Source organism: Haloferax sp. Atlit-6N, from assembly GCF_003383195.1.
Classification (GTDB): domain Archaea; phylum Halobacteriota; class Halobacteria; order Halobacteriales; family Haloferacaceae; genus Haloferax; species Haloferax gibbonsii.
Map to the genome: position 1 here is coordinate 1 of NZ_QEQJ01000011.1, position 5,485 is coordinate 5,485.

The window sequence follows — 5,485 nt, forward strand, 5'->3', positions numbered from 1 at the left end:
ATGTATCCCCGGCATTCGGATTAATGCGAAGAAGCGCACGGGGGCACTCCCCCCGAAGGCTTCCACCGAACGCCCCGACCCCAAGGTCGTCAGGCGCCCACCGGGATGACACACCTTCCCGGGGGTCGCCGCGATACGACGGCCTTAAGTGGTCCAAGGCATTTCGGATGAATGCGAACGACACACCGCGATTGCAGGGCGATTCAACGCGTCCTGCCTCACCGGGCCAGAACCCACGGAGGTTCGAAGGGTTTATACCCACGAATCGCCTCGGTTCAGGTCCGAAGGAAATGAGGATTCCGCCCCTGCGGTACGCCGCAAGACGGTATCTGATGTTAGCCCTAGTAGTTCGGTGACATCCGAACGGATGTCATACGAACTCGGACCTTTGAACGGTGATTTGACAGCAATACGCTGCCATTCACCCGCCAAAACCCCGCGACCAGGTTTAAATGGTCGCGACCCATTCCGGTTGATCCTGCCGGAGGTCATTGCTATTGGGGTCCGATTTAGCCATGCTAGTTGCACGAGTTCACACTCGTGGCGAAAAGCTCAGTAACACGTGGCCAAACTACCCTACAGAGAACGATAACCTCGGGAAACTGAGGCTAATAGTTCATACGGGAGTCATGCTGGAATGCCGACTCTCCGAAACGCTCAGGCGCTGTAGGATGTGGCTGCGGCCGATTAGGTAGACGGTGGGGTAACGGCCCACCGTGCCGATAATCGGTACGGGTTGTGAGAGCAAGAGCCCGGAGACGGAATCTGAGACAAGATTCCGGGCCCTACGGGGCGCAGCAGGCGCGAAACCTTTACACTGCACGCAAGTGCGATAAGGGGACCCCAAGTGCGAGGGCATATAGTCCTCGCTTTTCACGACTGTAAGGCGGTCGTGGAATAAGAGCTGGGCAAGACCGGTGCCAGCCGCCGCGGTAATACCGGCAGCTCAAGTGATGACCGATATTATTGGGCCTAAAGCGTCCGTAGCCGGCCATGAAGGTTCATCGGGAAATCCGCCAGCTCAACTGGCGGGCGTCCGGTGAAAACCACATGGCTTGGGACCGGAAGGCTCGAGGGGTACGTCCGGGGTAGGAGTGAAATCCCGTAATCCTGGACGGACCACCGATGGCGAAAGCACCTCGAGAAGACGGATCCGACGGTGAGGGACGAAAGCTAGGGTCTCGAACCGGATTAGATACCCGGGTAGTCCTAGCTGTAAACGATGCTCGCTAGGTGTGACACAGGCTACGAGCCTGTGTTGTGCCGTAGGGAAGCCGAGAAGCGAGCCGCCTGGGAAGTACGTCCGCAAGGATGAAACTTAAAGGAATTGGCGGGGGAGCACTACAACCGGAGGAGCCTGCGGTTTAATTGGACTCAACGCCGGACATCTCACCAGCTCCGACTATAGTAATGACGGTCAGGTTGATGACCTTACCACGATGCTATAGAGAGGAGGTGCATGGCCGCCGTCAGCTCGTACCGTGAGGCGTCCTGTTAAGTCAGGCAACGAGCGAGACCCGCACTTCTAATTGCCAGCAGCAGTTTCGACTGGCTGGGTACATTAGAAGGACTGCCGCTGCTAAAGCGGAGGAAGGAACGGGCAACGGTAGGTCAGTATGCCCCGAATGAGCTGGGCTACACGCGGGCTACAATGGTCGAGACAATGGGTTGCTATCTCGAAAGAGAACGCTAATCTCCTAAACTCGATCGTAGTTCGGATTGAGGGCTGAAACTCGCCCTCATGAAGCTGGATTCGGTAGTAATCGCATTTCAATAGAGTGCGGTGAATACGTCCCTGCTCCTTGCACACACCGCCCGTCAAAGCACCCGAGTGAGGTCCGGATGAGGCCACCACACGGTGGTCGAATCTGGGCTTCGCAAGGGGGCTTAAGTCGTAACAAGGTAGCCGTAGGGGAATCTGCGGCTGGATCACCTCCTAACGACCGAGACCACCCCGACGGGGTGGCTCACACGCGATCTTCCGAGTTCACCGATGACACCCGTTCGGACACCTTAGAACTACTAGGGCTAACACGGGCCCATAGCTCAGTGGTAGAGTGCCTCCTTTGCAAGGAGGATGCCCAGGGTTCGAATCCCTGTGGGTCCATGGTAAGCAGTACTCCACTCCGAAACGATCGTGCCCCTTAAGTGTGGCAAGACGTTTCGACTGAATGGATACTGACGACAGATGCACCATCCCGCGCAAGCGAGGTTGGGAAGGGTCGAAAACACGCCTCGGCTATCTCCGAGGGTGTTTGATGAAACCGTGTGTACGTGCAATCCAGGCGTCCACTGGACCCGTTCTCCGGGTCACAGTGACTATATCAACTGGCTACTGTGCCAGCTGGTGGATAGCTCGGCTCGAGAGCCGATGACGGACGTGCCAAGCTGCGAAAAGCTTCAGGGACCCGCATGGAGGGTAAGAACTGAAGATCTCCGAATGGGAATCCCCACGCAATTGCCTCGCGCAATGGGGAACGTTCCGAATTGAAACATCTTAGTAGGAACAGGAAAAGAAAGCAATCCGCGATGTCGTTAGTAACGGCGAGTAAACGCGATACAGTCCAAACCGAAGCCTTCGGGCAATGTGGTGTACGGACTACCCATAACGGACCTGGATCTTATGTGAAGTCTCCTGGAACGGAGCGTGATACAGGGTGAAAACCCCGTAACATAAGATTCAGATCCCGGGGTTGTTCCAGAATAGCGGGGGTTGGATATCCCTCGTGAATTTCGCAGGCATCAACTGCGAAGACTAAACACTCCTCGAGACCGATAGCGAACAAGTAGCGTGAGCGAACGCTGAAAAGCACCCCGAAAAGGGCGGTGCAATAGGGCTTGAAATCAGTTGGCGATAGAGCGACGTGGCATACAAGGTCACTCGACGAAAGAACTGGGAGCGATCCCGTAGTATGACTCGAGTGAAGCCGATGTTACGTCGTGCGTTTTGAAAAACGAACCATGGAGTGCATCTGACTGGCGAGTCTAAGGGGTGAACCCCCGGAGGCATAGGGAAACCGATACGGCCGCAGTCTTTGACCAGGGCCACCGTCTTCAAGGGCGGGGAGCCAACCGGATGCGACCCGAAACCAAGTGATCTACGCCGGAGCAGGGCGAAGCGTGGCGAAAGCTGCGTGGAGGCCCGTTAGAGTTGGTGTCCTACAATACCCTCTCGTGACTCTGGTGTAGGGGTGAAAGGCCCATCGAACTTGGCAACAGCTGGTTCCAACCGAAACATGTCGAAGCATGACCTCTGATGAGATAGTCTGTGAGGTAGAGCGACCGATTGGGAATCCGGACTCCGAGAGGAGTTCGCTTCCCTGTCAAACTCCGAACTTACAGACGTCGTAGACTCAGGGAGTCCGGTGTGCGGGGTAAGCTTGTGCACCGTGAGGGAGACAACCCAGAGCCAGGTTAAGGACCCAAAGTGTGGATTAAGTGTGATTGAAGATTGTCTCGAGCCCTAAACAGCCGGGAGGTGAGCTTAGAAGCAGCTACCCTCTAAGAATAGCGTAACAGCTTACCGGCCGAGGTTCGAGGCGTCTAAAATGATCGGGACTCAAATCCACCTCCGAGACCTGGCGGCGTGTCTTATGACACGATTCCGTAGGTTGGCATACTGCATGGGTGGAAGCACGGGTGAGAACTCGTGTGGACCGTGCAGCAACGAAAATCATGGTCTCAGTAGCAGCGAGAGTCGGGTGTGAACCCCGACGGCCTTACGCGCAAGGGTTCCTCGGCACTGTCAATCAGCCGAGGGTTAGTCGATCCTAAGTCTAACCGTAATTCGAATTAGATGAAAGGGAAACTGGTTAATATTCCAGTACCTTCTTGCACTAAACGTCGACGCTTTAGGAAACACCGAGCGGGGCCTTCGCCCCGTCGAATCACCGAAATTCGTGGAAGCCGTAACGGCACGAAGCGAACGAATGGTGAGATAGGGAAACTCGGCGGTACCTAGAGCCCGTGAAAAGACAAGCAAGAAGCTCGTACCGAGATCCGACACAGGTGCGCTGGCAGAGCAAGCCAAGGCCTGTCGGGATCAACCGACGTTAGGGAATTCGGCAAGTTAGTCCCGTAAGTTCGCGATAAGGGATGCCTGCTCTTGACCGAGCAGGTCGCAGTGACTCGGACGCTCCGACTGTCTAGTAACAACATAGGTGACCGCAAATCCGCAAGGACTCGTACGGTCACTGAATCCTGCCCAGTGCGGGTATCTGAACACCCATTACAATGGGACGAAGGACCCGTCAACGGCGGGGGTAACTATGACCCTCTTAAGGTAGCGTAGTACCTTGCCGCTTCAGTAGCGGCTTGCATGAATGGATCAACGAGAGCGTCACTGTCCCAACGTTGGGCCCGGTGAACAGTACGTTCCAGTGCGGAGTCTGGAGACCCCCAAGGGGAAGCGAAGACCCTATAGAGCTTTACTGCAGGCTGTCGCTGAGACGTGGTCGCTAATGTGCAGCATAGGTAGGAGCCATTACACAGGTACCCGCGCCAGCGGGCCACCGAGGCAACATTGAAATACTACCCGTTAGTGACTGCGACTCTCACTCCTGGCGGAGGACACCGGTAGCCGGGCAGTTTGACTGGGGCGGTACGCGCTCGAAAAGATATCGAGCGCGCCCAAAGATTTCCTCACGCGAGTCGGGAACTCGTGGAAGAGCGCAAGAGCAAACGGAAGTCTGACAGTGACATTCCCAACGAGTGTCGCTGACGCGAAAGCGTGGTCTAGCGAACCTACGAGGTTCATTCATGGGACCCGTAGATGACAGAAAAGCTACCTTAGGGATAACAGAGTCGTCACCCGCAAGAGCACATATCGACCGGGTGGCTTGCTACCTCGATGTCGGTTCCCTCCATCCTGCCTGTGCAGAAGCAGGCAAGGGTGAGGTTGTTCGCCTATTAAAGGAGGTCGTGAGCTGGGTTTAGACCGTCGTGAGACAGGTCGGCTGCTATCTATTGGGGGTGTTAAGGAACTTGACGTGAACGTTCGTATAGTACGAGAGGAACTACGAATGGGTGCCACTGGTGTACCGGTTGTCCGAGAGGGCAGATGCCGGGCAGCTACGCACCACGGGGTAAGAGCTGAACGCATCTAAGCTCGAAACCCACACGGAAAAGAAGTTCCACTGAGGACACTCGTAGAAGACGAGTTCGATAGACTCGGGGTGTACGCAACGAGGCAACGAGTTGTTAAGCCCGCGAGCACTAACAGTCCAAGCCACATTCATACGCACTGAGACCCGAGAACGGGTCCAGGCGCAAACTGGATTGCACGAACACATTGGTAAGACGGCCCGTCCGATATTGGTATGACAACGGTTCGATTCCGTTGATCGGCATTAAGGCGGCCAGAGCGGTGAGGTTCCACCCGTACCCATCCCGAACACGGCAGTTAAGCTCACCTGCGTTCTGGTCAGTACTGGAGTGAGCGATCCTCTGGGAAATCCAGTTCGCCGCCCCCACTCATACAGAGCCC

Annotated in this window: 1 tRNA gene and 3 rRNA genes; all 4 read left to right on the plus strand. The window is 55.9% G+C overall.

Features of this window, described 5'->3' with window-relative positions:
- Positions 1-465 precede the first annotated feature (465 nt).
- A 16S ribosomal RNA gene (locus DEQ92_RS20770) occupies positions 466-1,938 on the plus strand.
- Between the two features lie 97 nt (positions 1,939-2,035).
- Positions 2,036-2,107 (plus strand) — tRNA-Ala (locus DEQ92_RS20775).
- Between the two features lie 216 nt (positions 2,108-2,323).
- Positions 2,324-5,236: ribosomal RNA gene (locus DEQ92_RS20780) — 23S ribosomal RNA — on the plus strand.
- Between the two features lie 113 nt (positions 5,237-5,349).
- Positions 5,350-5,471: ribosomal RNA gene (gene rrf, locus DEQ92_RS20785) — 5S ribosomal RNA — on the plus strand.
- Together the 16S, 23S and 5S rRNA genes with 1 tRNA gene alongside form the textbook arrangement of a ribosomal RNA operon.
- Positions 5,472-5,485 lie beyond the last annotated feature (14 nt).